This window comes from Halococcus salsus (assembly GCF_009900715.1).
GTDB classification, from domain to species: Archaea; Halobacteriota; Halobacteria; order Halobacteriales; family Halococcaceae; genus Halococcus; species Halococcus salsus.
In genome coordinates this window covers 167,560-192,776 of sequence record NZ_JAAAJC010000003.1, presented here as the reverse complement: position 1 = coordinate 192,776, position 25,217 = coordinate 167,560, and the positions used below count along the sequence as shown (strand labels likewise).

General features: G+C 67.6%; 26 protein-coding genes. 12 read left to right on the top strand and 14 right to left on the bottom strand.

Annotation, left to right across the window (positions count from 1 at the left end; genetic code table 11):
- Positions 1 to 155 precede the first annotated feature (155 nt).
- On the top strand, positions 156 to 2,597 hold the full coding sequence (gene gyrA / locus GT355_RS10500; protein ID WP_192928003.1) for a DNA gyrase subunit A: 2,442 nt from the start codon (positions 156 to 158) through the stop codon (positions 2,595 to 2,597).
- A 320-nt stretch (positions 2,598 to 2,917) separates the two neighbouring features.
- Here gyrA and GT355_RS10495 read toward each other — a convergent pair whose 3' ends face one another.
- A complete protein-coding gene (locus tag GT355_RS10495; RefSeq protein WP_160134594.1) occupies positions 2,918 to 3,652 on the bottom strand; it encodes a proteasome assembly chaperone family protein in 735 nt (244 codons plus the stop codon).
- Positions 3,653 to 3,733: 81 nt separating this feature from the next.
- Here GT355_RS10495 and GT355_RS10490 point away from each other — a divergent pair, with 81 nt between their 5' ends.
- A complete protein-coding gene (locus tag GT355_RS10490) occupies positions 3,734 to 4,642 on the top strand; it encodes an RsmB/NOP family class I SAM-dependent RNA methyltransferase (protein WP_160134593.1) in 909 nt (302 codons plus the stop codon).
- Positions 4,639 to 5,151 (top strand): DUF7122 family protein, encoded by a 513-nt coding sequence (locus GT355_RS10485; RefSeq protein WP_160134592.1) that lies wholly within the window; start codon positions 4,639 to 4,641, stop codon positions 5,149 to 5,151. Before GT355_RS10490 ends, GT355_RS10485 begins: the two co-directional genes overlap by 4 nt.
- A gap of 1 nt (position 5,152) precedes the next feature.
- On the opposite strand, the gene GT355_RS10480 is transcribed toward GT355_RS10485, so the two are convergent.
- Positions 5,153 to 6,673: a DUF790 family protein gene (locus GT355_RS10480; protein WP_160134591.1), complete on the bottom strand. Its 1,521-nt coding sequence runs from the start codon at positions 6,671 to 6,673 to the stop codon at positions 5,153 to 5,155.
- Between the two features lie 41 nt (positions 6,674 to 6,714).
- A complete protein-coding gene (locus GT355_RS10475) occupies positions 6,715 to 8,049 on the bottom strand; it encodes a DEAD/DEAH box helicase family protein (protein WP_160134590.1) in 1,335 nt (444 codons plus the stop codon).
- A gap of 134 nt (positions 8,050 to 8,183) precedes the next feature.
- Between GT355_RS10475 and GT355_RS10470 the strand changes: the two genes are divergently transcribed.
- Positions 8,184 to 8,819 carry a nucleotide exchange factor GrpE gene (locus tag GT355_RS10470; RefSeq protein ID WP_160134589.1) on the top strand — a complete coding sequence of 212 codons (636 nt, stop codon included), beginning with the start codon at positions 8,184 to 8,186 and terminating at the stop codon, positions 8,817 to 8,819.
- 2 nt (positions 8,820 to 8,821) lie between these two features.
- Here the strand turns inward: GT355_RS10470 and GT355_RS10465 are convergent, their stop codons facing one another.
- Complete coding sequence (locus GT355_RS10465; protein ID WP_192928002.1) at positions 8,822 to 9,511, bottom strand: YqjF family protein; 690 nt, start codon at positions 9,509 to 9,511, stop codon at positions 8,822 to 8,824.
- Between the two features lie 216 nt (positions 9,512 to 9,727).
- On the opposite strand from GT355_RS10465, the gene dnaK reads away from it, so the two are divergent.
- The 4 genes from dnaK (at position 9,728) to GT355_RS10445 (ending at position 13,343) form a co-directional block, all read left to right on the top strand.
- Positions 9,728 to 11,638 carry a molecular chaperone DnaK gene (gene dnaK, locus GT355_RS10460; RefSeq protein ID WP_160134588.1) on the top strand — a complete coding sequence of 637 codons (1,911 nt, stop codon included), beginning with the start codon at positions 9,728 to 9,730 and terminating at the stop codon, positions 11,636 to 11,638.
- Between the two features lie 91 nt (positions 11,639 to 11,729).
- Positions 11,730 to 12,017 carry a DUF211 domain-containing protein gene (locus GT355_RS10455; RefSeq protein ID WP_120072296.1) on the top strand — a complete coding sequence of 96 codons (288 nt, stop codon included), beginning with the start codon at positions 11,730 to 11,732 and terminating at the stop codon, positions 12,015 to 12,017.
- Positions 12,017 to 12,610 carry a VIT1/CCC1 transporter family protein gene (locus tag GT355_RS10450; RefSeq protein WP_160134587.1) on the top strand — a complete coding sequence of 198 codons (594 nt, stop codon included), beginning with the start codon at positions 12,017 to 12,019 and terminating at the stop codon, positions 12,608 to 12,610. The genes GT355_RS10455 and GT355_RS10450 overlap by 1 nt, the downstream gene beginning before the upstream one ends.
- Positions 12,611 to 12,983: 373 nt before the next feature.
- Positions 12,984 to 13,343: a hypothetical protein gene (locus GT355_RS10445; protein WP_240145774.1), complete on the top strand. Its 360-nt coding sequence runs from the start codon at positions 12,984 to 12,986 to the stop codon at positions 13,341 to 13,343.
- Positions 13,344 to 13,402: 59 nt separating this feature from the next.
- Here the strand turns inward: GT355_RS10445 and GT355_RS10440 are convergent, their stop codons facing one another.
- The gene (locus GT355_RS10440) at positions 13,403 to 15,205 is read right to left on the bottom strand and encodes a Rieske (2Fe-2S) protein (RefSeq protein ID WP_160134586.1); all 1,803 of its coding nucleotides are present in this window, start codon (positions 15,203 to 15,205) and stop codon (positions 13,403 to 13,405) included.
- 370 nt (positions 15,206 to 15,575) lie between these two features.
- Complete coding sequence (gene npdG / locus GT355_RS10435; protein ID WP_160134585.1) at positions 15,576 to 16,238, bottom strand: NADPH-dependent F420 reductase; 663 nt, start codon at positions 16,236 to 16,238, stop codon at positions 15,576 to 15,578.
- A 206-nt stretch (positions 16,239 to 16,444) separates the two neighbouring features.
- On the opposite strand from npdG, the gene GT355_RS10430 reads away from it, so the two are divergent.
- A complete protein-coding gene (locus GT355_RS10430) occupies positions 16,445 to 16,870 on the top strand; it encodes a universal stress protein (RefSeq protein WP_160134584.1) in 426 nt (141 codons plus the stop codon).
- Positions 16,871 to 16,927: 57 nt separating this feature from the next.
- Here GT355_RS10430 and GT355_RS10425 read toward each other — a convergent pair whose 3' ends face one another.
- Both GT355_RS10425 and GT355_RS10420 read right to left on the bottom strand, forming a co-directional pair.
- Positions 16,928 to 17,815: a TIGR01548 family HAD-type hydrolase gene (locus tag GT355_RS10425; protein ID WP_160134583.1), complete on the bottom strand. Its 888-nt coding sequence runs from the start codon at positions 17,813 to 17,815 to the stop codon at positions 16,928 to 16,930.
- Positions 17,812 to 18,234, bottom strand: a complete 423-nt coding sequence (locus tag GT355_RS10420; RefSeq protein WP_160134582.1) for a UPF0146 family protein — start codon at positions 18,232 to 18,234, stop codon at positions 17,812 to 17,814. Before GT355_RS10420 ends, GT355_RS10425 begins: the two co-directional genes overlap by 4 nt.
- Positions 18,235 to 18,273: 39 nt before the next feature.
- Between GT355_RS10420 and GT355_RS10415 the strand changes: the two genes are divergently transcribed.
- Complete coding sequence (locus tag GT355_RS10415) at positions 18,274 to 18,792, top strand: archaemetzincin family Zn-dependent metalloprotease (protein ID WP_120072314.1); 519 nt, start codon at positions 18,274 to 18,276, stop codon at positions 18,790 to 18,792.
- Positions 18,793 to 18,844: 52 nt separating this feature from the next.
- Here GT355_RS10415 and GT355_RS10410 read toward each other — a convergent pair whose 3' ends face one another.
- The 3 genes from GT355_RS10410 to GT355_RS10400 are packed head-to-tail and all read right to left on the bottom strand — an operon-like array spanning position 18,845 to position 22,289.
- Positions 18,845 to 20,128: an NHL repeat-containing protein gene (locus tag GT355_RS10410; RefSeq protein ID WP_240145773.1), complete on the bottom strand. Its 1,284-nt coding sequence runs from the start codon at positions 20,126 to 20,128 to the stop codon at positions 18,845 to 18,847.
- A gap of 17 nt (positions 20,129 to 20,145) precedes the next feature.
- Positions 20,146 to 21,981, bottom strand: coding sequence for a ribosome biogenesis/translation initiation ATPase RLI (locus GT355_RS10405; protein WP_160134580.1), 1,836 nt, complete (start codon positions 21,979 to 21,981; stop codon positions 20,146 to 20,148).
- Complete coding sequence (locus tag GT355_RS10400) at positions 21,981 to 22,289, bottom strand: EMC6-like membrane protein (RefSeq protein WP_160134579.1); 309 nt, start codon at positions 22,287 to 22,289, stop codon at positions 21,981 to 21,983. The genes GT355_RS10405 and GT355_RS10400 overlap by 1 nt, the downstream gene beginning before the upstream one ends.
- A gap of 422 nt (positions 22,290 to 22,711) precedes the next feature.
- On the opposite strand from GT355_RS10400, the gene GT355_RS10395 reads away from it, so the two are divergent.
- Together GT355_RS10395 and GT355_RS10390 are read left to right on the top strand one after the other, a co-directional pair.
- A complete protein-coding gene (locus GT355_RS10395; RefSeq protein ID WP_160134578.1) occupies positions 22,712 to 22,945 on the top strand; it encodes a hypothetical protein in 234 nt (77 codons plus the stop codon).
- 402 nt (positions 22,946 to 23,347) lie between these two features.
- Entirely contained in the window at positions 23,348 to 23,617 is a 270-nt protein-coding gene (locus GT355_RS10390; protein ID WP_120072331.1) for an ArsR family transcriptional regulator, read from the top strand.
- A gap of 45 nt (positions 23,618 to 23,662) precedes the next feature.
- Here GT355_RS10390 and GT355_RS10385 read toward each other — a convergent pair whose 3' ends face one another.
- Genes GT355_RS10385 through GT355_RS10375 form a run of 3 tightly spaced genes read right to left on the bottom strand, consistent with a single transcriptional unit; the run spans position 23,663 to position 25,177 of the window.
- Positions 23,663 to 24,619 (bottom strand): mechanosensitive ion channel family protein, encoded by a 957-nt coding sequence (locus tag GT355_RS10385; RefSeq protein ID WP_160134577.1) that lies wholly within the window; start codon positions 24,617 to 24,619, stop codon positions 23,663 to 23,665.
- The gene (locus tag GT355_RS10380) at positions 24,619 to 24,870 is read right to left on the bottom strand and encodes a YhbY family RNA-binding protein (RefSeq protein ID WP_160134576.1); all 252 of its coding nucleotides are present in this window, start codon (positions 24,868 to 24,870) and stop codon (positions 24,619 to 24,621) included. Before GT355_RS10380 ends, GT355_RS10385 begins: the two co-directional genes overlap by 1 nt.
- Positions 24,871 to 24,901: 31 nt before the next feature.
- Positions 24,902 to 25,177 (bottom strand): ribonuclease P protein component 4, encoded by a 276-nt coding sequence (locus tag GT355_RS10375; RefSeq protein ID WP_160134575.1) that lies wholly within the window; start codon positions 25,175 to 25,177, stop codon positions 24,902 to 24,904.
- Between the last annotated feature and the right edge of the window lie 40 nt (positions 25,178 to 25,217).

The window sequence follows — 25,217 nt, the reverse complement described above, 5'->3', positions numbered from 1 at the left end:
GCCCTCCGGCGCTCGTTTCACTCGCGCCGTCGCCCTTCATCCACCAGGACCGCACCGCAACCGTACCGCAACCGTACCGCAACCGTACCGCGACCGCGCCGCCGCACCGCCGCGGCGGCCGACCGGCCACCGAAACCGCGACACACCCCTGATCCATGAGTTCTGATATTCCCCCAAGCGGTCCCGACGCGTCGATGGATTCGGTTCGTATCGAGGACGAGATGGAGCAGTCCTACATCGACTACGCGATGTCCGTCATCGCGGGTCGGGCGCTCCCCGACGTTCGCGACGGTCTCAAACCCGTCCACCGCCGGATCCTCTTCGCGATGCACGAGGAGGGCGTCACCTCCCGTGCGGGCCACCGGAAGTCCTCCTCCGTCGTGGGCGACACGATGGGCGACTACCACCCGCACGGCGACTCGGCGATCTACGACGCGCTCGCCAGGATGGCCCAGGACTTCTCGATGCGCGCACCGCTCGTCGACGGCCAGGGTAACTTCGGCTCCGTCGACGGCGACCCGCCGGCGGCGATGCGCTACACGGAAGCCCGGATGAGCCCGATCGCGGAGGAGCTCCTCTCGGACATCGAGAAGGACACCATCGACTTCGTCCCCAACTACGACGACCGCCTCGAAGAGCCCGACGTGCTTCCGGCGGCCTTCCCGAACCTCCTCGTCAACGGTTCGTCCGGTATCGCGGTCGGGATGAGCACCAACGTCCCGCCGCACAACCTCGGGGAGGTGATCGACGCCACGATCCACCTCATCGAGAACCCGAACTGCGTCGTCGAGGACCTGATGGAACACGTGAAGGGCCCCGACTTCCCGACCGGCGCGGAGATCGTCGGTCGCGAGGCGATCCACTCGGCCTACACCACGGGTCGCGGTCGGGTCCGGATGCGCGCGAGCTACGAGATCGAGGAGAACTCGAGTGGAGATCGGATCGTCGTCACCGAGCTCCCCTACCAGCAGAACAAGGCCAAACTCGTCGAACACATCGCGGACCTGGTCAACGACGGCACCCTCGAAGGGGTCTCCGACCTCCGTGACGAGTCCGACAGGGACGGCATCCGGATCGTCATCGACCTCAAACGCGGTGCCCTGACGGACGTCGTCGAGAACCAGCTCCTCGAACACTGCTTCGAGAAGACCTTCGGGGTGATCAACCTCGCGCTGGTCGACGGCGAGCCGCAGGTCCTCGACCTGAAACAGCTCCTCGGGCACTACCTCGACCACCGTCGCGAGGTGGTCCGTCGGCGCACCGAACACGACCTCGCCGAGTCCGAGGACCGAGCCCACATCCTCGACGGCCGGCTGACGGCGCTCGAAAACGCGGAGGACGTCATCGAGCGCATTCGAGATGCGGAGGACCGAAACGCGGCGAAGGCCGCCCTCCAGGACTCCTACGACCTCTCGGAACGCCAGGCCGACCACATCGTTCGGATGCAGCTCGGGAGCTTGACCTCGATCGAGGTCGAGGAGATCGAGGCGGAGTACGAGGACGTTCAGACGGAAATCGACCGGCTCGAAACCATCCTCGGGAGCGACGCCGAGCTCGACCGGGTGATCACCGACGAACTCCGGGACGTCAAAGCCGAGTACGCCGACGACCGCCGGACGCGGATCGTCGAGGACTACGGCACCGTGACCCGCGAGGACCTCATCCCCGAGGAGGAGGTGGTCGTGGTGGTGACCCAGAACGACTACATCAAGCGGATGCCGGCGGCGAACTTCGAGGCCCAGGGTCGCGGTGGCAAGGGGATCATCGGCACGAAACTCAAGGAAGGCGATAGGGTGTCGGCGGTCTTCCGGGCCAACACCCACGACTATCTCCTGTGCTTCACCAACCAGGGCTACGTCTATCGGCTCAAGGTCTACGAGGTGCCCGAGATGGGTCGGACGGCGCGCGGGAAGTCCGCGGTGAACCTCGTCGACCTCGACGACGGCGAGGATATTACTGCTGTGGTGGCGACCGACGACCTCGACGACGAGGACCAGTGCCTCACGATGGTCACGCGCGAGGGGTACATCAAGCGGACCTGCGCCACCGACTTCGAGAACATCCACTCGAACGGCCTGATCGCCACCCGGCTCGAAGACGGCGACGAACTCGTCGACGTGACCGTCACCGACGACGAGGGCGACCTGATCGTCGCCACCGAGCAGGGGATGGCGATCCGGTTCCCGAAGGGGGAGGCCCGCGAGATGGGGCGGAGCGCCCGCGGGGTGAACGCGATCAAACTCACCGACGACGACGCGGTGGCCGGGCTGGTGGTCGCCGACGACGACCACGACCTCCTCACGCTCACCGAGAACGGCTACGGCAAGCGCACCCCGATGGGGAAGTACCGAACCCAATCGCGCTACGGCAAGGGCTTGAAGGACATCAAGACCGGCGACCGCAACGGCGGCGTGACGGCGATCGAGACCGTCACCGCCGACGACGACCTCGTGGTGATGAGCCAGCGCGGCCAGATCATCCGAACCCACGTCGAGGACATCTCGGCCGTCGGCCGGAACACGAAGGGCGTCCGGGTGATGCAACTCGCCGACGGCGACCACGTCGCCTGTCTCGACGTCCTCTCCGAAGTCCAGTAGGCCGCCGTGGCGGCGGTTGCGGTGCGGTCGCAGCGCGGCTGCGTTGTTCTGCGATTCCTGGTGGCTGAAGGGTGAGGCCCGAACGGAGCGAGGTTCGACCGAAGGGAGACCCTCGGATCCGAACGGGGAATGCAATGACCCGTGAGCGGAGTGAGTGGCCGAGGGCTTCGGCGGCCGGTGCGGTGGCGGAGTCGGTAGTTATTGTACCGCGAACGAGCGAAGCGAGTGAGCGGGCGCAAGCGCGACCAACGGGAGCGCGCAGCGCTTTTGATCCACATTTTGCCAGCGAGCCGAAGGCGAGCGCAGCAAAAGGTGGGGTTTTATTGAAACATCCGCAACGGCTCGGCCTGCGAGCTCTCGTCCTCGGCCTCGGCCATCCGCTCGGCGAGCCGTTCGCGGGCCTCGCGGATCTCCTCGGCGCGCTCGGTCAGGTCCTGGGTCTCGACCTCGATGTCGGCGATCGGCGCGACACCGTGTTCGAGGACGACCCGGGCGGCCTCAGGGTCCGGGAACTGGGGGTTAGTCTCGACGATCAGACCGACGCCGTCGAGGCTGACTCGGCCCGCGTGGTAGAGCAACGCGCCGGTCGGGCCGCTGACGAGGCCGCCCTCGGCGGGTGGGACGATCCCCGCCTCGTCGAGCACCCGGTCGCCGTTTCCGGTCGAGACGCCGTAGAGTTCGCGGGGGTCGTCGGACTGGTCCGGCAGCCCCGAGAGGTAGACCGGCGTGACGTCGTGCTCGTCGAGCCAACCGGTCACGCAGGCGGCGAAGGCGGTCGCCTCCGAGGGTGAGACGGGGACGTCGCTCTGGAGCACCACGAGGTTCCGGTCGGGGTCGGCGTGGAGGCGGACCGGCGGGACCAGCGCGGAGCGTTCGCCGCGGTAGACCCCGACCTGGGGGACGCCGTCGCAGTGGACCCCCGCGTAGTACTCCATCTCGAAGGCGTTCACGAGGTGGTCGGCGACGGTCTTCCCGACGAGGCCGACCCCAGGGAGCCCCTCGACGAGCGTCGGCGAGTCGAGTTCGATGTCGGCCACGACGTCGATGCGGGCCATAGGTGGAACCAGTCGCCGCGCCGACATAGCTCTTCCCCGGACTCCGAAATCGACAAGCGACCGCGCCGACGACCGGCGGTAATGGACCCCCTCGACAGATACGAACCCCTCGTCGACGATTTCGCGGCGTTCCGCGCGGCTTGTGAGCGCCCGCTCGGCCACGTCGCCCGGGTCAACACCATCAAGACGAGCGTCGAGCGCGCGAAACGAGCACTCGACGAGGAGGGCGTCGAGTTCGAGTCACCCGACTGGCACCCGGGGCTCGTGAAGCTCGACGGCACGACCACCGGCCGGACGTGGGGTGCGTTCCACGGCTGGCTCCACGGCCAGGAGGAGGTCTCGGCGTTGCCGGCGACGGTCTGTGACCCGAAACCGGGCGACCGGGTGTTCGCGGCGTGTGCCGCCCCCGGCGGGAAGGCCACCCAGCTCGCGGCGCTCGCCGACGACCGCGGGCTCGTGGTCGCGAACGATCGGAACCTCGGCCGGCTCTCGGCCCTCCGGTTCAACGCCGAACGCCTGGGGGTGACTTCGATGGCCGTCACGAACCGGGACGCCGGCAACTACTCGCTCGCGCCGTTCGACTTCGAGGCGTTCGACCGCGCGCTCGTCGACGTGCCGTGCTCGTGTGAGGGCACCATCCGGAAGAACCCCGACGCGCTCGACGAGTGGTCCCTCCAGCGAATCGAATCGATCGCCGGCACCCAGCAGTCGATCCTCCAGCGAGCGGTCCAGGCGACCAAGTCGGGTGGAACGGTGGTCTACTCGACGTGTACCTTCGCGCCGGAGGAGAACGAGGCGGTGCTAGACGCGGTTCTCGATGGCGAGAACTGTCGGGTCGTCGAGTTCGAGTGTGGGCTCGAAACGAGGTCCGGGATCACCGAGTGGGAGGGCGAGCACTTCGATTCGAGCGTCGAGCGCGCGAAGCGGGTCTACCCCCATCTCAACGACACAGGAGGATTCTTCTGTGCGAAGTTGGAGGTCGCGGGATGAGCGGTTCAAACGAGAACGACGGCTCGCGCTTCGACCGCCTGCCCGCGACCGCCGCCGACCGCTCCGTCGACGGGCGAGCGACCCGCGAGGAAGTCGTAGCGTTCTGGCACGACCGCTACGGCGTTTCTCCCACCGTCTTCGACGAGTACACCTTCTGGGAGAAGGGTGCGGGGAAGGTCTGGGCCTTCGCGGGCGAAATGGGGGAACCGGTCGAGATCGAGGCGCTCGGGATGACCTGCCTCCGAACCAGGCAGGAGCACTGGAAACCCACCACCGACGCGGCCCAGCGCTTCGGCGGACACGCCACCGAGAACGTGATCGACCTCACCCGCGACGAGGCCCGGCGGTTCGTGGCGGGCGAGGACCAGGCGATCGAGTGGGACGGCGACTGGGGCTACCTCGTCGCGGCCCACGACGTCGCCGACGAGCCCGAACCCCTCGGTGTGGGGCTCTACCTCCACGACGAGCTCCGGTCACAGATCCCGAAGGGCCGTCAACGCGACCTCTGACTCAGCCCTTCTCGCGCACCGTACCACCGCTCAGTCCCTCCCACTCCACCCGATAGCCGAGTTTCGAGAGGAGGGCGCTGGCGTCGTCGATCCCGACCTCGTCGAGACGGGCTTCGGCCGCCGAGAGCGCCATCCCCGGTTCGATCGCCTCGTCGAGCGACGCGAGCACCGCCGGGCGAACGAGCGTGCGCCCGACGCGGTCGTGTTCGGGAAACCGCTTCCCCTCCACGACGCCCTCCGAGACACCGTAGTCGGCGGCGAGCTCGGCGAGCGGGACGACGTCGGCCTCGGGAACGAGTTCGTCCGGCAGCGCCGCCGCGCGTTCGTCGTTGAGTCGCTCCTCGTATCCCCGGAGTGCGTCCCGAACGTCCTTGAGCCGGACCCGTTTCGAGTAGGGGATCGCGCGGGCGTCGCGGGCGTCGAGCTCCTCGCCCACTCCCAGGGAATCGTCGACCGCGACGAGGAGTTCGACGGCTTCGAGCTCCTCGATCTGCGAGAGCTTCTTCGCGACGTACGCCGGGGTCCAAAAGCCCATGATCTCGAAGTAGACCCGGAAGTCCCCGTACTTCCACTCGAACGCGAAGTCCGGGATCATCACCCTCGCACCCGTTTCGAGCGGTTCGGGTTCGCGCACGAGGTCCCAGTCGAGGTCGAGCGAGGCGAACCGGGTCGCGAAGTCGGCCTCCACCGCGCTGTCGTAGCTCACCTCGACCACGGGTTCGGTTCCCGGCACGCGAAGGTCCTCGTCCGTGAGTCGGAGTTCGCGCTCGGTGCCGTGGTCGTCGATGGTCGCCGCGAACACCCACTCCCCCGCCCCGGCGACGCTCCTGAGGAGTCGGGCGAACCGGGTGCCGTAGCGCCTGGTCCGCCGAAACACGCTGTCGGGGCCCGTCACGACGACTTCGCGCTCCGAGAGCGCCCCTCCTCGCTCGCCGGTCCGTCGGATCTCGTACATCAGTCGGAGGCGCTTCACCGCCGTGACGACCGCTCGCGGGTCCGAACACCTGATCCGGACCTCGGTCGCGTCGAAGAGGGCGGTCTGGGCCAGCGAGAGGTCGTACTGCGCGAGCAGTCCGTCGGGGTCCCACGGGACGTCGACCGCTACGAGCACCTGCCGTTCGTCGAGGTCGGCGTAGAGCGACCGCTCGACGTCCTCCGGCGACGCATCGAGCGCGTCGGCGGCCCGCGACAGCGCCGCCTCCCGCTCGGCCTCGGTCACCACGCCCACCGATTCGGCCGCGGCGAAGGCGGCGCTCCGGGTCCGTTCGGGGTCGACGGCGGCCCGTGTCTCGAAGCTCGCCTCACGATCGACGAGCTTCGCGAACCCGCGGACGAGTTTGAAGTCGTCGGCCTCGTGTTCGAGGTCGGCGAGCGCGTCGTCGAGCTCCGCCCGTGTCTCGCCGGTGTGGCCCTGATAGACCCCGATGACCCGCGCCGCGAGCCGCCGGTCGTCCGGGGTCGCGAACTGCGGGTGGTAGCCCCCGCCGGCGCGCGACACGCGGAGGAGGTCCTTCGTGAGCACACCGAAGCTGAGGAACCACGACGTAAAAACCGTACTCGCCGCTACCGCCGCCGTTCGGCGACCCGCTCCTCGGCGGTCTCCTCGGTGACGACCTCGTAGAGCAGCGCCCGCCCTCCATCGGCCTTCGGGCGGAGCACCCGGCCGAGGCGCTGGGTGAACTCCCGTTCGGAGCCGCTGCCCGAGAGCACCACCGCGACGTTGGCGTCCGGCACGTCGACCCCCTCGTCGAGGACGTTCGCGGTGACGACCCGCGAGTAGGTCCCGTCCCGGAAGTTCTCGAGGACCCGGCGGCGCTCGGCCGCGCCCGTTTGGTGGGTGATCGCCGGGAGCAGGAACCGCTCGGAGAGCCGGTAGACGAGGTCGTTGTGCGCGGTGAAGACGATGACCCGGTCCGCGCGGTGGCGGTCGAGGAGGTCGGCGAGGGTCTCGACCTTGGCCGCGGCGTTCATCATCACCTCGCGGGCGCGCTGGTTCGCGAGCAACGCCGCGCGCGCCTTCGGGTCGTTCCCCGAGCGCATCACGAGCTTCCGGTAGTCGCTCCCGCTTCGCATATCGAGGTTCGAGCGCGCGAGGTAGTTCGTGAAGATTTCCCGATGTTCGTCGTACGCGGCGCGTTCGGCGTCGGTGAGCGAGACCTCGACGCGTTTCACGTCGTAGGCCGCGAGGTGACCTCCGGCGAGGTCGTCGGTCGCGATACGGTGAACCAGTGGGCCACAGAGCTCGGAGATCACGTCGTGGGCCCCGTCGGGCCGCTCGAACGTCGCGGTCAGCCCCAGCCGCGCGGGTGCGGCGAGCAGGCGCGCGATCTCGCGGTAACCTTTCCCACCCAAATGGTGGACCTCGTCGAAGACCACCAGCCCGAACCGGTCGCCGATGTCGTCGGCCCGGAGGTAGGCCGAGTCGTAGGTCGCCACGGTGAGGGGTTCGACGCGCTGTTCGCCGCCGCCGAGCTGGCCGACCGGAACCGAGAACTCGGTTTCGAGTTCGCGCCGCCACTGTGAGAGGAGGTCGATCGTGGGGACCACCACGAGCGCCGCGACCCCGAGGGCTTCGATGGCCTCGATGCCGATGACGGTCTTCCCGCTCCCGGTCGGGAGTTCGAGCACCCCGCGGTCGTCGTTCGCCCGCCACGCGTCGAGCGCTTCCCTCTGGTAGTCACGGAGTTCGTACGCCGAAGCCACGTCGAGCCCCGGCGCGTCGAGCACCCGGTCGTCGACCGCGACCCCACGCTCGTCGAGGGCATCGCGCAGTTCGGCGTAGCGGAACGCGGGCGCTCTGGCCGTCTTCGAACGCGGGTCGGCCTCGACGAACGGCAGGTCGAGGTCGACACCCTCGACCCGGACGGTGCCGTTCTCGTAGGTCAGCGTGGCGGCCACGCCGACCCTGTGGGTCGCGGGCGCTTATACCCGCCGTCGGGCCGTCCGGATGCGCCCCCAATGGTCGGCACTGCGTCCGTCGAGCGGCGCACGATTCCTGAATCCTTTTGTCCGTGTATCGGCTCCCCTCGACCATGACCGAGAACGACGGCGGGCCGTCGAGCGACCCGAACGAACCGGAGGAGGTGCCGGTCGAGGAGGCGGCGACCGGCGACGCGACGGCGAACGACGCGGCCCCGGAGACCGACGCGACGGCCGCTGACCTCGTCGAACGTGTCGAGGAACACGCGGACGGGGAACTCGCGCGCGAGGTGGACGACCTCCGCGAGCGCGCCGCGACGGCCGCGGAACGCGCCGACGAGGTCGAGGAGCTCGAAACCCAGCTGAAACGCAAGCAGGCGGACTTCCAGAACTACAAGAAGCGCGCCAAACAGCGCCAGGAGGAACAGGAGGCCCGCGCGACCGAGGACCTCGTCACCCGTCTCCTCGAGGTCCGCGACAACCTCTCGCGGGCGCTCGACCAGGACGAGGAGGTCGACATCCGGCCGGGCGTCGAGAGCACCCTGGAGGAGTTCGACCGGGTGCTCGACGACGAGAACGTCGACCCGATAGACCCCGCCCCCGGCGACGCCGTCGACCCGCAGCGCCACGAGGTCATGCTCCGTGTCGACAGCGACGAGCCCAGCGACACCGTCGCGGAGGTCTACCGCCCGGGCTACGAGATGGGCGAGAAGGTCCTCCGCCCGGCGCAGGTCACCGTCAGCGAGTAACCTTACCGCCGCCGACTCGCCGAGGCCGAGATCCTGACCCCCGGGCTGTAGAAGTGAACCGGGTCGCTCTCGGGGTCGGCGAAGCCGTTGGCGCGAAAGAGCGAGTTCTCCTCGATCGTCACGTCGGCCCGCGAGAGCGGCCAGCGGTCGTGGCTCACGTTCGAGTATCGGACGGTGCCGTCCGGCGCTTCGGTGTAGAAGCGATAGCGCTCGGTGATGAAGTCGGCGAGGGTTCCGGCCCCGGTCTCGACCTCGCCCTCGGTCGGTTCGTAGCTCGCGCGGAAGTCGGCGGGTCGCGCGCCGGGATGGCGGCGATGGTTCACGAACCGGTTTCGATGCCCCCTCGACTCGTGGGTTATCCGGGCGTAGTAGTACGGCAGGTGGTGGAACAGCCGCGCGCCGAGTACGCCCGTGATCCCCTCGGCATCGAGGCTGAAGAAGTAGACGCTGGGCGTCCCGTCGACGTCGACGTAGGTCCGGAGGTTGAGCTCGGGGAGGTCGACGCCGAATCGCTCCGGTACCCCGCGCGGGCGGACGGCGGCGTTGGTGAAGGGGACGACCGAGAGCCACGCCTCGCCCTCGAACGTGTCGACGTCGAGTGCGTCGGGGAGGTGGGCGGCGACGGTCTCGGGTGGGAGCGGCCAGTTGGCGAAGAGGAGTTCACGCCAGTGCATCTCGAGGGGGACGACCATAGCCGGAGCGCGGGTTCGAGGCGCTTTTGGCTTTCACCCACGGACCGTTCGCCACACGGTGTCCGCCGGAACGATGGTATTGCGGTCCGGGGTTCGTCCCGCTGGTTTCACGACCGAAACCCTCGAAAACGCTGTAAGGGGACGGTATCGCGCGTTCGACGACGACGGCCGATGTAGCAACTTTTAACCGGCGGAAACCGATAGGGGTTCCCAACAATGGCGAGCAACAAGATCCTCGGTATCGACTTGGGGACGACGAACAGCGCGTTCGCGGTGATGGAGGGTGGCGACCCCGAGATCATCGTCAATGGCGAGGGCGACCGCACCACGCCGTCGGTAGTGGCCTTCACCGACGACGAGCGCCTCGTGGGCAAACCCGCCAAAAACCAGGCGATCCAGAACCCGGATCGTACGATCAACTCGATCAAGCGCCACATGGGCGAGGACTACGAGGTCGACATCGACGGCGAAAGTTACACGCCCCAGGAGGTCTCGGCGCTGATCCTCGGCAAGATCAAACGCGACGCCGAGGAGTACCTCGGCGACGAGGTCGAGAAGGCGGTCATCACCGTGCCTGCGTACTTCTCGGACAGCCAGCGCCAGGCCACGAAGGACGCCGGCGAGATCGCGGGCTTCGACGTCGAGCGGATCATCAACGAGCCGACGGCCGCCTCGATGGCCTACGGCCTCGACGACGAGTCCGACCAGACGGTGATGGTCTACGACCTTGGAGGGGGCACGTTCGACGTCTCGGTACTCGATCTGGGTGGCGGCGTCTACGAGGTCGTCGCGACCAACGGTGACAACGATCTCGGTGGCGACGACTGGGACCAGGCCATCATCGACTGGCTCGCAAAGGAGTTCGAGTCCGACCACGGCTTCGACCTCCGGGAGGACCGCCAGGCCCTCCAGCGGCTGAAGGACGCCGCGGAGGAGGCCAAGATCGAACTCTCCAACCGGAAGGAGACCACGATCAACCTCCCGTTCATCACGGCGACGGACTCGGGGCCGGTTCACCTCGAAGAGAAGCTCTCGCGGGCGAAGTTCGAGTCCCTGACCTCGGACCTCATCGAGCGAACCGTCGAGCCGACCCAGCAGGCGCTCTCGGACGCGGGCTACGACGCCGACGACATCGACGAGGTCATCCTCGTCGGCGGCTCGACCCGGATGCCCCAGGTCCAAGAGCAGGTCTCGGAGCTCGTGGACAAGGAGCCCCAGAAGAACGTCAACCCCGACGAGGCGGTTGCACTGGGCGCGGCGATCCAGGGCGGCGTGCTCTCGGGCGACGTCGACGACATCGTGCTGCTCGACGTGACGCCGCTCTCGCTGGGTATCGAGGTCAAGGGCGGTCTCTTCGAGCGCCTCATCGACAAGAACACGACCATCCCGACCGAGGAGTCGAAGATCTTCACCACCGCCGCCGCGAACCAGACCGAGGTCCAGGTCCGGGTGTTCCAGGGCGAGCGCGAGATCGCCAACGAGAACGAGCTGCTGGGTGAGTTCCGACTCGCGGGCATCCCGCCGTCGCCCGCGGGCACCCCGCAGATCGAGGTGACGTTCAACATCGACGAGAACGGCATTGTGAACGTCGCCGCCGAGGACCAGGGTTCGGGCAACTCCGAGGACATCACGATCGAGGGCGGTGCGGGCCTCTCGGACGAGGAGATCGACCGGATGCAGGATGAGGCCGAGCAGTACGCCGAGGAGGACGAGCAGCGCCGTGAGCGCATCGAGGCACGCAACAACGCCGAGAGCTCCGTCCAGCGTGCGAACACGCTCCTCGAGGAGAACGAAGAGCAGGTCGACGACGACCTCCGGGCCGACATCGAGGACGCCATCGGTGAGGTCGAGGAGGTCCTCGAAGACGAGGACGCGAGCACCGAGGAGCTCGAGGACGCGACCGAGAGCCTCTCGACCGAGCTTCAGGAGATCGGCAAGCAGATGTACCAACAGCAGGAGGCCGCCCAGCAGGCCGCGGGCGGTGCGGGCGGGATGGGCGGTGCGGGCGCGGGCCCCGGCGGCATGGGTGACATGGGCGGCGACCCCGACGCGGACGACGACGAGTACGTCGACGCCGACTTCGAGGACGTTGACGAATCGTCGGGCGACGAGGACGACGAGAACTAGATCGGCATTCGCGTTCTCGAATCCCAACTGAAGTGCCACTTTCGTTGGCGGATCAACACACCCTTAGTGCGCTGACCCCCTATTCGATGCCATGGCTACTATCCGGCAGCTCGTCATCGACGTCCTCAAACCCCACCAGCCGACGATGCTCTCGGTCGCCCAGCGGGTCGCCGAGCTCGATGGCGTCGGCGGCGTGAACGCCATCCTCGTCGAGATGGACGAGGAGGTCCGGAACATCAAGTTCACCATCGAGGGCGAGGACATCGACTTCGAGGCCGTCACCGAGACGATCGAGGATACGGGCGGGCAGGTCCACTCGGTCGACCAGGTCGCCTGCGGCGAGTACATCGTCGACGAGATGCCGACCCCGCAGGACTGATGGCGGCCGGTTCGGATTCGGATGGCGGGTCGGTGCTCGATCGGGTCGGCACCGACATGGTGGGGCCGATCGCCCGGCGGTACTTCGTCTCGAACGGCTTCGACGGCGCGCTCACCGGCGTCGGGGTCACCGTTGGCGCGTATCTCTCGGGGATCGACGAGGGTCTCACGGTGGTGAGCCTCGGCCTCGCCGCCGCCGTCGGGCTCTGTACCTCCGGGGTCTGGAGCGTCTGGGAGATCGAGCGCGCGGAGATGCGCGCCGAGATCCAGGAGACCGAGGAGGCGATGCTCGCGGACCTCAGCGACACCCAAGTCGAGCGCGACAAGATGAGCAACCAGGTCGTGAACGCCGCGATGAGCGGTCTGGGACCGTTGCTCGGGCTCGTCCTCCCGCTCACGCCGTTCCTGCTCGAAGCCACGGTCCTCACGATGTTCGAGGCCACCATCGCCTCCGTCGCGGTCGCGGTCGGCGTGCTGTTCACCTTCGGGGCCTACATGGCCTCGATCTCGCGTCAGCGGTGGTACGTCGCGGGCGCGCGGATGGGGCTCGCCGGCATCGTGGTCGCGGTGATCAACGTCTTCCTTCCCGGATAGACACCCACTTTTTTACTCCTCGGGTTAGCTCGCTGCGCTCGCTAACCACTCGTCGCAAAAACCTGGACTAAAAACTGCCGCTCGTTTCGGCTTCGCCTCACTCACGGTACAACGACTTTCCGCTCCGCAACCGCCCCGCAACAGCCACGAGCCACCCCAACCGACTGCGCTCCTTGCTCGCTCGTTCCACTCGCTCACTGTCGTTCGAAACGGCGAAGCCGTTTCGTGATGACGAGAGAGCGAAGCTCTCTCGAACCACGGTGCTCATCCCTCGCGCGAGTCGTGCCTCCGGCACTCCCGCGCGCCACCGCAGTCACATAACGTTCCCGAGCGATCCAACCGAACTTATGAGAGAGGTCCAGCATAGTAGCGCATGGTCGATGCAGGAGTTGTCGGGTTGCTGGTCGGCCTCGCGACGTTCCTCGTTTTAGGTGGCTACTACGAACTGCGTAGTCAGCCGAACGTGCCGCTGATCGTACGTGCCTCGTTCCTGATGGGATTGACCGTGCAGCTCGTCGACAGCATCGTCATCAACGGGACGTGGGGACTGGTCACGATATCGACGCCCGATTGGGTCAGGCTCTCGACGACTACGATGGGGGCTCGTTTCTCGTGTTTCCCGGATACGTCGTCTGGCGGTGGCTGCCGCGGTCGCCGGACGCGCTCGACACCGACGCGGAACGGCGACTCTATCGATCCAGATGGTATTGGTTCGGTCTCGCTGCGGTGGTGATCGTGGCTTTCGCGCTCGTCTTCTGGCTGGTTCTCATGCAGGCTGGAATCCTCTGAACGTCACTCCACCTCGTGGAGGCGCTCGCCACGGTGGAGCCGGGTCGCGATCGAGAACGTCTGCTCGGCCGAGCGCCGGGTCGGGAAGTGCGCCGCCATGTAGCGCGCACACGCCAACAACGCCAATCGTTTCTCTTCGTCGTCTTCCACGGTCTCGAACCGGCGGAAGGCGGTCTCGACGTTCTGGAGGGTGTGGAAGTTCGCGTCCTCGCGGAGCAACCCCCGGCCGAGAGTGCGTTTCAGGTCCGCGGGATCGCCGCCCGCGTCGAAGTGCTCGCTCACGAGGCTCGCCGCGCGGTTGACCTTGCCTTGCTCGTCGAACGCGTCGAGCAACTCCTCCCGGATCTCCTCGGGTGAGCGGTCGGTCTCGCCGGGCTCGGGGACCGGCGCACGCGGCGAGTTGAGGAACCGGTCGAGGTAGACACTCATCGCGCCGTCGAAGCAGGCTCGGTAGAGTTCGGTCGCGTCGGTCTTCTCGGTCGCGCGCCGGACCGCGTCGGCGTAGGTGAGGGTGTGGTGGACCGTGTTCCAGTCGCGGAACTCGTTGTTGGTCGCGAACCACGCGACGCGTCTCGTCGCGGCCCGTGCCACCCCGTCCGCGAGTTCGGTCGTCGTCGCCCCGTCCCGGATCGCGTTCGTGAGCGCGTCGATGATCGCCTCGGCGTCGTCCGCGAGTAGCGTCTCGACGAACGCCTCGGGTTCGTCCCACTCCTTCCCGTCGCCCGCCGCCACGAGGTCCGGAAGGGAATCGTTCGCGTCGGCGCACAGCCCCGCGATGTCCACTGGCTGTCGCCACGAGGAGAGCTCCTCCGAGCGGGTGGCGTCCGTGATCTGCGCCACCGTCGAGGCGAGCGCGCTATCGGCGTGCTCGTCCCATCCGAGGTGCTGGACGGTCTCGAAGGCAGTGTTGATGAAATCCAGGGTGTGACCCGCGTTCATGTAGCGGTGGTCGGTGGCTCCGGCGAAGACGACCTCCGCGACGTCCTCGGGTGGGAGGCACGCGATGGCGGTGAGGAGGCATCGCTCCGCGCCGTCGCTGTCGCGGACCTCACAGGTGTTTCGGAACCAGGACTTGAGCCGTTCCTTCGAGAGGTCCCGATTCTCGAAGGCGTACTGCTGGAAGCGGGGTGGTTCGCCCGCGGACTCGCTCGCGACCTCGCGGACCCCCAGGAACATCGCGCGGCGCTTGTCGCGCCCACCGACGGCGTCGTAGAGGTTCGCCATGCACCCGAGCGTCGTGAGCCCGCGCCCCCAGCCCATCGCGCGGTACTTCGTCCCGAAGTTCACCGCGGTTTCGAGCGGCGTGTAGAACCCCTCACCCTTCTCGTCTCGCGGCTCGCTCCGCTCGCCGCTCGACCGTCCCGTGGCGCGTTGCGCCACGTCGTCCAGCCCGATGACCGACTTCGCCATCACGAGCGAGAGGTTCTCCTGGAGGCCGTCGGCGAGCCGGTTGCGCCACCGCGTCGCGGGCGGCACGTCGGGCTCGGGCTCGGGATCCAGGTAGACCCCATCGTCCCGGATCTCCGTGGGAAACGTCTGGAGGTCGTCGGCGAAGAGGTCGAAGGTGTCGCCCGCCTCCAATTCGAAGCGCGCGTGGTGCCAGTGGCAGGTCAGGATGCCCTCGTCGATGGTCCCGCGGGTGAGCGGGAACCCCATGTGGGGACAGCGATTGTCGACGGCGTAGACCTCGCCCTCGTGGTGGAACAGCGCGACCGGCTGCCCGCCGGCGTTCACGACCTGTTGGCCCTCGGCTTCGAGGTCGGGCAACGAGGCGACCCGCACGTACTCCGTGTTTTCGACTGCCATGGATGCAGATCCGTGTGGAACCGACAAAACCGTTCCCTGAAATCCGTATTTGTAGGATGGATTGGATTTCCTCGCCGTAGTGAACGACTCTCGGGGAAACCGCTGTCGACCAGTGGGTTGGTGGCCGCCGCGGTGCGGCCGGCGGCCGCGGGGCGGTGGCGGTGCAGTCCTGGAGGACGAAGGGCGAGGCACGCGGAGCGTGCCGAGGGCTTCGGCGGAAGCGGTGCGGGAGCGGTCTCGGTGCGGAATCGGTTAGTGGTCCCACCGCGAGCGACCGGCGGGAGCGAGCGGCAGTTTTTAGTCCAGGTTTTTGCAAGCGGGGGTGGAGCGAGCGCAGCGAGCGGAACCCCCCGCAGTAAAAAAGTGGGTTCTATTGAAACCGAACGCCGAGGTCGTGGAGGTCGTTGTTGCCGGCGAGGTTGATCAGGAGCGGCGTCAACCCCTCGACTTCGGGTGCGGCGGCGAGCGGGCCGGCGTCGAGCGCCCGGATCCCCTCGATCTCGGTCGTGAGGTCCTCGACCGTCGATTTGGCGTCGCTGTCGTCACCCACCACGAGCACGTCCCAGTCGAGGTCGGCGTCGAGGTCCGCGAGCCGACCGGCGGCGAGGTTGTGGAAGGCTCCGACTACCGGAACCCCGTCGGGGGCCGCCCCCGCGGCGAGCGCGGTCACGCTGCCCGCGCTCGGCGGGTTGTAGGTCATGGCTCCGTCCCGGTTCTTCATCCCGACGGCGGGGCTCACGAGGACCGTGTCGTCGAGCCCGTCCGCTATCGACTCGATGGTGTCCGCGAGGTGGTAGGCGGGGACACAGAGCACGACCACGTCGGCGCGGTCGGCGGCCATCGCGTTGTCGAACCCGTTGACCTTGCCCTCGATATCTCTACTCCGGAGCTCGTCCTCGTAGCGCTCGGCGTGTTCGCGGGCCTTCTCCGGGTCGCGGGAGCCGATGACGACCTCGTGGGGGGTGTCGCGGGTCCACCGGAGCGCGAGGCCCGTGCCGATGTCGCCGGTGCCGCCACAGAGCGCGATTCGCATACCTGTTCCTCGATCGAACGCCGAATAAACGTTGTGTGACGCCGATGTGGCACCTCGTCGGTGGCCATGAGACGGCGCGCGTCGTGGGTCGTGGATGATGGTTCGTATCTCGACAAACCGGCGCTCGCCGGGCAGGGTGCTATGCTCGTCGGTCGCCTCGATCCGACCGAACAGCGACGTCGGCCACTCGAAACACGGGAGCGCCAATGTACACCGACCTCCTCTTTCCGACGGACGGGAGCGACAACGCGACCGACGCGATCAACGACGGGTTCGACCTCGCGACGGGGTGGAACGCGACGGTCCACCTGCTCCACGTCGCCGAACCGACCAGCACCGTGTTCTACGACAGCAGACCCTCGGCGGTCGACGAAGTGGACCTCGACCGCTACGAGGCCGCCGAGACCGCGATCGGGGTCTTCGCCGAGGCGGCCCGGAACCGCGGCCTCGACGTCGAGACGGCGGTCCGTCGTGGCATCGCCGCCGAGGAGATCCTTCGATACGCCGACGACACCGGGATCGACCTCATCGTGATGAGCACGCGCGGCGTGACCGGCCTCGACCGGGTGTTCCTCGGCAGCGTGACCGAACGGGTCATCGGAGCCGCCGCCGTCCCGGTTCTGGTGGTGTGACCGGTCATAGCGGCGGCCAGTAGCCACGGGGCGGGGGACTACCGTTTCAGAACACGGCTATACGGGGTCGAGCAGGTCGACCACGTCGTCGACCGAGTCGAGCACCGCGTTGGCTCCGACCTGCTCGAACGCCTCGCGCCCGGCCTCGCCCGAGAGCCCGCCGGTGAGCACGCCGACCCCACGATACTCGCGTTCCGGATCGGCCTCGGCGGCGTTGTTGGCCGTGCGAACGTCGTCGAGCGTGTCGCCGACGAAGACGACGCGTTCCGCCCCGAAGCGCTCGGCGAGTTCGACGAGCGCCGCGGGGTCGGGCTTCCCGGGGAGCGAACTGTCCATCGTGAAGCGGTGGTTCTCGGGGAGGTCGAGTCCCGCTCGCGAGAGCGCGATCTCCGCCTCGGCGGCTGGTCGGCCGGTGACGACCCCGACTTCGAAGTTCGCGGTGAGCCAGTCCAACGTATCCCCGTCGAGCAGGACCGACTCGTCGTCGATGAACCCGGTGTCGACCCCCTCCGCGAGGTCGGGATCGGGCTCGCCCCCCTCGATCTCGGCGTAGCGCTCGGGCCCGAGATAGAGGGTCTGGAAGACGTCGCGGAGGCGGCCGGGATCCCACGTCGCGAGGACGCGTTCGCGTTCGGCGGGACCGAGCGCGTCGGCGACCACCACTTCGGCGGCGTCGAGCCCGCCGCCGGTGGCCGCGATCCGACTGGTGAACGTGCCAACGTCGTCGTCGAGCCCCTCACGGCTCGCGAGGAGGTAGAGCGCCGCGGCGTCCGTGAGCTCCCAGTCGTTGTTGAACCCGCCGGCGTTCTTGAACGCCTGCACAGCACTGTCGTCGATCGATTCGCCGAGCACGACGTCGAGCGACTCGCGTATCGCTCGCCGGTAGGAGTCGGCGACGTCGACCACGACGCCGTCGATATCGAGCACCACCGCGTCGGCCTTCATGCCCGCCTCCGTTCGCCGGCCGGCGTTCGGCCACCCGTCGTCACCGTGTAGAGCGTCTCGCCCGGCAGGGTCTCGGGGGTCGCGTCGATGGCCGGGAACTCGTTCCCGAGGGTCGTAAAGAGGAACGCCGCGCCGGCCTCGCGGGCGACGGCGCGCGCCGGTCGGTGGAGTTCGCGCGGGAGGTTCAGGGCATATACTGCATCGGCACCGACGTAGATATCGTGGTCGGGGTCGGTGAGGTCGTCCCGTTCGAACGAGACGGTCGCGGGCACCGTTCGCGGGTGGATGTCGGTCGCGGTGACCCGCGCGCCGGCGTTGGTGAGCGCGCGAGCCAGGTCGGTTCGGCGACCGACGCCGACCTCGACGAGGGCGTCGAATCCCGCGAGTCGGTCGGCGAGCGCCGCGATGGTGGGGTTCACGTCGGGTCATTTATGATTGCCGCGACCTAATCCCTTCGTATGCACGTCGACATCGTGCCGGTCGGTGACGTCCCCGTCCGCATCAAGCGGGCGGCCTCGGCCGGATTGCGGTCGGTGTATGACTGCGACGTCACGCTCCACGACGCCTACGCGCTCCCCGACGACGCTTACGACGAGAACCGCGGGCAGTACCGCGCCGAATCGTTCATCGAGCTCGCGGGTCGGGTCGGCAGTGCCGAGAAGAACATCGCGCTCACGACGCAGGACCTCTTCTATCGCCGCCGCAACTACGTCTTCGGTCTCGCCTACCTCTCGGGCAACGGCAGCGTGGTCTCGACCTACCGCCTCCAGACCGCCGCCGACGGCGGGAGCCTCGACCGCTCCGAGCGCGACGTCTTCACCGACCGCGTCCGCAAGGAGGTCGTCCACGAGATCGGCCACACCCTCGGCCTCGAACACTGTAGCGACGAGCGCTGTGTCATGAACTTCTCGCCCACCGTCCGCGAGGTCGACGTCAAACGCCAACACCTCTGTCGCGACTGCAAACGGCTGGTCTGACCCGAGTACTCCACTTCCTCGCTGTCGTCGGCACGAAGAACGTCCGTCCGCTTCAGCTTCGCCGCCATCGCTGGGCTTCGACGAGCGCGGCGAATCCGAGGACCAGGCCGGCGACGAGCAGCCCCGGCCCGCCGACGAGCCACATCGGGAGGCCGTACTTCGCGAGCGTCACGCCGAAGGTCGCGGCCCGGACCGTTCGACCCGTCTCGTTGAGCCGGGAGTCGAACCGCGGCTCGTCGGCGGTCGGGTGGTCAGCACTCCCCTCGCCCGCCCCGTCCGCGGGGATCCGGTCGGCGTCGTAGGGCAGTCGCCCCGTCTTCACCGCCCAGACGGTTTCGCCGTTGGCATCGACCTCCACGACGCGGTCGTTGTACGAGTCCGCGACGAGGGTATTTCCGTTGGCGAGGCGGTCGGCGTCGCGCGGCCAGTCGAAGCGGGCGCTCCCGCCGGCGGCCCAGACGCGATTGCCTTTCTGATCGAACTCCACGACGCGGTCGCCTTCGGAGTCGGCGACGAGAACGTGGCCGTCCGCGAGGCGGTCGGGGTTGTGCTGGGCGGCGAGCGGGCCGACGTAGCCCGCCGGCGTGTAGCGGTTCGGGCCGAGGACGGGCGTCACCGACACCGACCCGTTCGGGGCGACGCGGAGCTCGACGACGGTGTCGAAGTTCCGGAGGCTGACCTGAAAGGTCCGGTTCCCGAGCCTGTCGACGTCGTTCATGTGGGTCCAGTCGCCCTCGGGGCCCATGTCCGCAGGCCGGTCGTAGGTCGCGTTGGCGTTCCACTGCCACTGGATCGAGCCGTTCCGGTCGATGGCGAACACCCGGTCGTTGCCCATGTCGGCGAGCACCCAGCGGTCCGCGCCGTCGACGGTGTAGTGGTCGACGTCGTGGAGTTCGTGTTCGTGGCGCTCGACGTCGTACCAGCCGTACCGCCAGCGCGTCTCGTTGGTTCGTGGATCGACGACCCGCACGGTGTTGTGTGCACAGCCGGAGACGTTGTCGGTCGCGTACCGCGCGGGGCACTGGCTGTCGGGCCGTTCGTCCGACCCGGCGATCTGCACTCGATGGGGGCCGAGCGCCTCGACGTCGAAGACGTTGCCGACCGCGGTGTACTCCCAAATCACTGTCCCGTTTGGCGCGACCATCATCGCGCCGCCCTCGTCCTGGTAGCCCTGGAGGCCGACGAGCGTGTTCGTCGCCGGTCGGTCCCCGTCGACGGCGAGGTGTGGGGTCGCGGCGCTCACGAAGCCGACGAGCGCGAGCGCGACCAGGAGGGTCGAACAGCCCGCGAGAAGCAGCGCGCGTCGTTTCGAGGGCTGGCGAACGCGGCGTCGCACCCTCGAACGCCAGCCCATCAGGCCGTGTAGTAGTACTCGCCCTCGCGTTTCTGCTCGCGGTCGAGCTGGCTCCCGGGTTTGTTGATCCGGGGCCGACCGACGCGCTCGTCACGCCGGAAGGTCACGTCGAGGTCCGAGAGGAACCGGTTCATCCCCTCGCGCATTCCCACGGGCGGGCTCGCGTGCCCGGACTGGGCGGGCTCGCCGTCGAACACCAGCAGCCGGTCGGCGAGCAGGTCGATCATGTAGGTGTCGTGGTCGATGACGAGCGCCGTGGCGTCGTGGTTCTCGGTATACCGTCGAATCGCGGAGATGGCCTGCACACGCTGCTCGACGTCGATGTGGGCCGAGGGCTCGTCGAGCACGTAGAGGTCGGCGTCCTCCGAGAGGCACGCCGCGATCGCGACGCGCTGGCGTTCCCCGCCCGAGAGGTCGGTGAGGTTCTGCTCCATCACGCGACCGAGCTGGAGGGGCTGGGCGATCTCGGTGTTCCAGTAGGAGGTGCCGAAGTCGGTGGTGATCGAGGCGAGGTACGAGTCGACGCGCATCGGCTGGTCGAGCTGGATGTACTGCGGTTTGTAGGCCACCGAGAGTCGGGTGTCGAGTTCGCCCTCGTCGGGGGCGAGTTCACCGGTCAGGAGCTCCGCGAAGGTGGATTTCCCGATACCGTTCGGGCCGACCACACCAAGGACCTCGTTCTCGTAGATGGTGCCGCCTTCCACGGACAAGGAGAACTCGCCGTCGCCGTAGGACTTCGCGAGGTCGGGATACTCGACGAGGGTGTCACCTCCCTTCGTGCTCCGCGGGGCGTGCTCCTCGAACTCGATGGCGTTCGGGCGAATCCTCATGTTTTCGTTGTCGAGATACCCTGAGAGGTACTCGTTGATGCCGTTCTTCACCGACTTCGGGTCGGTGATCACGCCGTAGGCCCCGGGTTCGCCGTAGGCCACGTGGAGGGAGTCGGCGAGGAGGTCGAGGATCGCGAGATCGTGTTCGACCACCAGCATCGAGCGGTCGTCGCCGACGAGTTCGCCGATGAGCCGCGCCGCGGTCATCCGCTGACCGATGTCGAGGTAGGGCGTGATCTCGTCGAGGAAGTAGAAGTCGGCCTCGCGAGCGAGCGTCGCCGCGAGCGCAACGCGCTGGAGTTCGCCCCCGGAGATCGAGTCGATCGGCTGGTCCATCACCGGGCCGATCGAGAGCCGCTCGACCAGTTCGTCGAGCACGCCGCGCTCGTCGGTGTTCTCGAGGAGTTCTCTCGTGTTGCCGTCGAAGCGGTCGGGGATCCGGTCGACGTACTGCGGTTTTCGGGCCACCGTCACGGCGTCGTCTTGGAGGGCTTCGAGGTAGCTCTGGATCTCCGTGCCGCGGTACTCGTCCATCACCGCGTCCCAGCCCGCGGGGTCGCCCCACTCGCCGAGGTTCGGGGCGATCTCGCCGGCGAGGATCCGGACGGCGGTGGTCTTCCCGATGCCGTTCGGCCCCAGAATTCCGGTGACGCGGCCCTCGCTGGGTGCGGGCAGCCCGTAGAGCGCGAAGGAGTTCTCGCCGTAGCGGTGGACGGGTGAATCGTCGAGCTCCTGGGGGAGGTTGATGATCTCGATGGCGTCGAACGGACACTTCTCGACGCAGATCCCGCAGGTCTCGCCGAGGCAGATGTCCTCGGAGATCGAGATCTGTTTCGGGCCGCCGTCGTAGCCACCTTCGGACTCGTCCTCGCCGTAGCGTTCCTCGCGGGTGACGATACACTCAGAACCCGTTCGGTTGGGGGGACAGAAGTTGGCGCACTCGTAGTTACAGCGGTCGGGCTGACATCTGTCGAGGTCGACGACCGCGATCGAATCGTCCGCCATTAGACGGCGGTACCGGCGGTCAGCAGGATCGTCCAGGTCACGAACCAGAAGGCGAAGGTCATGAACGCAACGTAGAGGTTGTCCTTCAGCCCGAACTCCTCGACGTCGATGCCCAGCAGCCGGAGGGCCGGCAGCTGGACCAGAACGGCGGCCGCGAGCGGATAGAGGCCGACGGTGGCCTGGGCGGCGTCGCCAGCCAGCGCCGAGGAGACCAGCGCGGCGGCGATGCCCGACAGCGAGGTGAGCGCCACCACCGTGAGGCTCCGCATGTGGTCGTCGGGCCGTCCGTTGACCGTCTCGGTCGACATACCCCGACTCGGCCACGCGCGCTCAAAAGCCGTTCGCTCTCGTCGGCCACGGCCCGGATGGATGGGCTCGAAGCGCCGAACCCGGTGCTCGCGGCGAACATCGACCGGTCGGTGCTCGACCCCCTCCCGCACGGGGAACCGCGGACCTGCCGAACGGCTCGGTGGTCTCCAGCACTCGGTATCGGACGCTCGTCACGATTCCGACGAACGGATCACGATAGCAGCGGAACTCGGGGTAGATCTCGATCGAGCTACTCCTGGTAAATCGCCGGTGGTCGAATACTCACTGGATCGTTCCCTCTGTTGGTGACCGGTGGTTGCCCCACACTCTCGATGCATCGACGACGCCGGAGCGAACAACGAACGAAGCGAGCCGGGTGTCTACCAGAACAGGTTAAGCCGGTTGAAGCGAGATACCGCTCGTGCGGAACTATCCCCAACATTTCAACACAAACATTCCGGTTCTCCTAAAGTGGTTCTGCGCTGTTCAGGTCGTATTTGGGATCGTCTCAGTCCCGTTGTTTACCGTCCTATTCGACAGGCTGTTCTTGTTGACGCTTCCGAACGTCTTGGTGTTCGGTATACTCTACTACTTCCTGGCGTCCAGGTACGACCTCCAGTACAAGAGCATCAAGAACGAAGAGTTCAGCCGATGACTGCGTACGCTTTGGTCCAGTTCATCGGCGGTACGGTGGAAACGACCGAAAAGACGGGCAACTGACTCCCTTCCTCCCAGCCGGTTGCTCGCTGACGGAGTGGCACTTCGGCGTGGTTGGTGTGTTGTCACGCTTCTCACACCCCGCAGCGGAATCCAAGTGTCTGAAACGGTTCCAGGGAGGCAGGAAAAGCACGAACCGTGACCGCGAGATGCTGCTGAGACACAGTCGCGGTCGTCTCGGTCTGGCCGGCATCGGTACGTCGCGTCGGTCTCCTTGTCTCATAGTCGTACAGTGGTCTGCTATCCCCTGGTTCACACTCCCGTCGGCCACGACCCGGATCGACGGGCTCGGCACGCGTGGACCACGGTTTTATACACGTTGCGCTCGTGGCCACGATCCATGAGTGAAGCCGATGCGGAGGGGCTCGTGGACCTCCCGCCGAGCGCGAAGCTGGTGTTCAAGGTCCTCGAGTACAACGGCACCCTGACCCAGAAGGGGATCGTCGAGGAGTCGATGCTGTCGGCGCGCACAGTTCGGTACGCGCTCGAACGCCTCGAAAACGTCGGGGCGATCGACGAGGACGTCTACTTCGCCGACGCCCGCCAGAACCTCTACGAGATCGCACCCGACACCCTGCCGGAGGCCGACACCGCCGTCTGCGACGACTGAACTTCTGTCGGCGGAACCGCCCGAACCAGACCGAACCCGGTCCGTCTACCGCCTGTTCTCGATGTCGACGGTGCCCGAGAGGTCGACCTGCGGGTAGGGGATGTCGATCCCCGCGGCGTCGAAGCGGTCCTTGACGTTGGTGACGTACTCCCCGCGGGTCTTGAGGAAGTCCGCCCGGTTCGGGTCGGCGATCCAGAATCGCGAGACCAGACCGACGTAGGAGTCGGCGAGCGGGTTCTCGCTCATCCGCACCGTGGGTGCCGGGTCGCTGAGGATGTCGGGGTGGCGTTCGGCCTCGTCGAGGATGATGTCCGTGGCCTGTTCGATGTCGTCCTCGTAGCCGATCCCGAAGGTGAAGCTGATCCGGAGTTCGTCCTTCGCGACCGGGTTCTTGATCACGTCGCCCGTGAGCACCGCGTTCGGCACCGTGAGGAGTTCGTTGTCGAAGGTTCGCACTCGTGTCACCCGGAAGGAGATGTCCTCGACCACGCCGGAGTAGCCGTCGCTCGGGCCGCCCCACTCGATCCAGTCACCGATCCGGAAGGGGCGGTCGGTGTAGATGAACACCCCGGCGACGAAGTTCGAGAGGGTGTCCTGGAGCGCCAGCCCGATCGCGAGGGTCGCGGCGGCCGCGATGGCGGCGATCGAGGTGAAGAAGCCGGTGAGTCGTCCGGCCTTGAACGCGACCGCGAGCGCGACGAACCCGATGAGGATACGAAAGAGGCGCTTGAGCGGGCGTTGCTCGTGGGCGTCGAGCCCCTGGCGACCGAGCGCACGGCTGAACAGCGGGACCGCGACGGCCCGTCCGACCAGGTAGACCGCGACCAGCGCGACCACGAACGAGATCGCCGCCCCGAGCGGTTTCGCGTACGTCCCGGCCACGCCGAACTCCCGGAGGGTCCGCCCGACCACGCCGATCCCCTCGATGTTGACCTCGGGCACCGTGCTGTTGTTGCCGGTCGCTGCTCCCGCCTGGAGCACGCCGAACTGGACACCGGCCATCAGTGGTAGGTGGCGGTGTTGCCGCGCGTCTCGATCACCTCGGCACCCACTCGATCGGCGAGTTCCGCCGCGAGCTCCTCGGTGGTCGTCCCGCCGCGCGCCGACCGCAGGAACTTCACCTTCACGAGGTCGCGCTCTTTGAGCTGGTTGTCGAGTTCGTCGGCGACGCTCTCGATACCGGCCTTCCCGACCCGGAGGGTGGCATCGACGCCGTGGGCGCGCTCCCTGCGCGTCTGCTCGTCGCTCGTCATGTCCCGCTGTCGTCGCTCCGCGGGGGTAAGCCTATTCATACGGGTAGCGCGCCTGCGAGCCACACTCACACGTGACCACGACGTGACCGCTTCGGGTTCGGACCCGGCAGTTCCGACCGGGCAGGAGATATCGGTCGCAGGCGTCGCAGGTGAACCGCTTGAGTTCTCGTGGAAGCGACAATCGGTTTCGCTCGCCGATCCGGCGCGCCCGCCGGACGTACTCGCGCGCCCGGTCGTCGTGGCCCTCGCTGGTCGCCTCGCGGGCGAGGTCGGCGAGCCGGTCGATGCGTTCCTCGGCGAGCGTCATCGGATCGTGGCTGGGCGGGCGGCGTACTTGTCGGCTTCGC

Bases quoted from the DNA above. Each gene is read 5' to 3' on its own strand.
- GT355_RS10445 (WP_240145774.1), top strand. From the start codon at position 12,984: ATGGTCGATGCAGGAGTTGTCGGGTTGCTGGTCGGCCTCGCGACGTTC.
- GT355_RS10400 (WP_160134579.1), bottom strand. From the start codon at position 22,289: ATGTCGACCGAGACGGTCAACGGACGGCCCGACGACCACATGCGGAGC.
- dnaK (WP_160134588.1), top strand. From the start codon at position 9,728: ATGGCGAGCAACAAGATCCTCGGTATCGACTTGGGGACGACGAACAGC.
- GT355_RS10465 (WP_192928002.1), bottom strand. From the start codon at position 9,511: ATGGTCGTCCCCCTCGAGATGCACTGGCGTGAACTCCTCTTCGCCAAC.
- GT355_RS10385 (WP_160134577.1), bottom strand. From the start codon at position 24,619: ATGGCCGGTGTCCAGTTCGGCGTGCTCCAGGCGGGAGCAGCGACCGGC.
- gyrA (WP_192928003.1), top strand. From the start codon at position 156: ATGAGTTCTGATATTCCCCCAAGCGGTCCCGACGCGTCGATGGATTCG.
- GT355_RS10425 (WP_160134583.1), bottom strand. From the start codon at position 17,815: ATGAAGGCCGACGCGGTGGTGCTCGATATCGACGGCGTCGTGGTCGAC.
- GT355_RS10430 (WP_160134584.1), top strand. From the start codon at position 16,445: ATGTACACCGACCTCCTCTTTCCGACGGACGGGAGCGACAACGCGACC.
- GT355_RS10375 (WP_160134575.1), bottom strand. From the start codon at position 25,177: ATGACGCTCGCCGAGGAACGCATCGACCGGCTCGCCGACCTCGCCCGC.
- GT355_RS10470 (WP_160134589.1), top strand. From the start codon at position 8,184: ATGACCGAGAACGACGGCGGGCCGTCGAGCGACCCGAACGAACCGGAG.
- GT355_RS10415 (WP_120072314.1), top strand. From the start codon at position 18,274: ATGCACGTCGACATCGTGCCGGTCGGTGACGTCCCCGTCCGCATCAAG.
- GT355_RS10405 (WP_160134580.1), bottom strand. From the start codon at position 21,981: ATGGCGGACGATTCGATCGCGGTCGTCGACCTCGACAGATGTCAGCCC.
- GT355_RS10455 (WP_120072296.1), top strand. From the start codon at position 11,730: ATGGCTACTATCCGGCAGCTCGTCATCGACGTCCTCAAACCCCACCAG.
- GT355_RS10440 (WP_160134586.1), bottom strand. From the start codon at position 15,205: ATGGCAGTCGAAAACACGGAGTACGTGCGGGTCGCCTCGTTGCCCGAC.
- GT355_RS10390 (WP_120072331.1), top strand. From the start codon at position 23,348: ATGAGTGAAGCCGATGCGGAGGGGCTCGTGGACCTCCCGCCGAGCGCG.
- GT355_RS10490 (WP_160134593.1), top strand. From the start codon at position 3,734: ATGGACCCCCTCGACAGATACGAACCCCTCGTCGACGATTTCGCGGCG.
- GT355_RS10450 (WP_160134587.1), top strand. From the start codon at position 12,017: ATGGCGGCCGGTTCGGATTCGGATGGCGGGTCGGTGCTCGATCGGGTC.
- GT355_RS10495 (WP_160134594.1), bottom strand. From the start codon at position 3,652: ATGGCCCGCATCGACGTCGTGGCCGACATCGAACTCGACTCGCCGACG.
- npdG (WP_160134585.1), bottom strand. From the start codon at position 16,238: ATGCGAATCGCGCTCTGTGGCGGCACCGGCGACATCGGCACGGGCCTC.
- GT355_RS10485 (WP_160134592.1), top strand. From the start codon at position 4,639: ATGAGCGGTTCAAACGAGAACGACGGCTCGCGCTTCGACCGCCTGCCC.
- GT355_RS10380 (WP_160134576.1), bottom strand. From the start codon at position 24,870: ATGACGAGCGACGAGCAGACGCGCAGGGAGCGCGCCCACGGCGTCGAT.